General features: G+C 72.8%; 1 pseudogene. It reads right to left on the reverse strand.

Annotation, left to right across the window (positions count from 1 at the left end):
- Positions 1-673 (reverse strand): annotated as a pseudogene (locus tag FV220_RS25000) (hypothetical protein); the annotation flags it as partial.
- Between the last annotated feature and the right edge of the window lie 505 nt (positions 674-1178).

The raw sequence follows: 1178 nt of genomic DNA on the forward strand, positions 1-1178 counted from the left end.
GCCGGGCGACCGCCTCCGGCAGGTCGGCCTCCTCTCCCGAGGAGCGTCGCTGCGCGCCCATCAGCGGCGAGACCAGGGCGAAGCGGGCGAGGTCACGGATCACGACGCTGCTCGTCTCGGCCGCCACGGCCTCGAGGATCGGTGCCGCCTTGCCCCCCACGGCGCGCGCCAGCGCCCAGACCAGGGCGTAGCTCGCCCCCGCCGGACCGATGTCCCGCACCAGGGCGACGAGGTCCGGCTCCGCTCGCGCGATGCGGAGCTGGCCGATGCGCCAGAGCAGGCGCTCGCGATCCTTCTCCGGCCAGAGCCCGCGCCGGCAGGAGGCCAGCCGCGCGAGAAGGATGCCGTCGCGGCCCTCGGCCGGGGTGCCGCCCTCCCGCGATTCCGCCTCGACCGTCGGTCCGGGGAAGGAAGCGGCCGGGTCGATCCGGCGGTAGCCGGCATTGACCTTCGCGACGACCACGCTGTCGAACACCTTCGCGGCGGCATCGGCGGTGATCGGCTGCGCCGTCTTCGATCCCTCGCGCAGGATCGTGCCGCGTCGTCCGTAGCGGATATTGACGAGGAAGCGCTCAGGGGCGGCGACCGCGTCGTTCTCCACGAGGTCCACCTCGTAGACCTTGTCGGAGGCCCCCTCCTTCAGGTGGAGGCGCGCCGCGCGGACGACCCTCATGCAGCGGACCCGGTCTGGGCAACAGTGCGATCCTCGGGTCTCTGCATCGTGGCTCCTCGCGAAACGGGGAAGAGGCGGCGACCGGCGCGGTGACATGCGGCGTTCCGGTCGCAGGGATGTCTAGCCGCCCTGGGATCGCGGGGGCAACCCTGGTGGGCCGGGCCACGAATAGTCCCGCACCGTGCGGTCACACCGGGTCCGCTCTCCTCACGCGAGGCCATGCGGGTGCCGATGGAGACCATCTCCGGGCCGGGTCGCGGCGGCGGCTTTCGCGAGGGAACAGCCGCCGACTTCGCCCGCCATCGCCGATCGGGGTCGGCGAGGGGTGGTCGAGACCGTAGCGTCCGTCCCGGAGGTCACGCCCGAATTGAGTGTCTCTCACAAAACTCCCGCTCCGCTGTCGTGCCTGGAGCGAGAACCGCCCGGGATCGGAAGTTTTGTGAGGCATTCTCACGGCGCCCGCCGAGGCGCCGGGCCGCCGCCCGCCCCGGCCGCGGGGCCGTTC

The sequence above is a fragment of the Methylobacterium sp. WL19 genome (assembly GCF_008040005.1).
In the GTDB taxonomy this organism is placed as follows: Bacteria; Pseudomonadota; Alphaproteobacteria; order Rhizobiales; family Beijerinckiaceae; genus Methylobacterium; species Methylobacterium bullatum.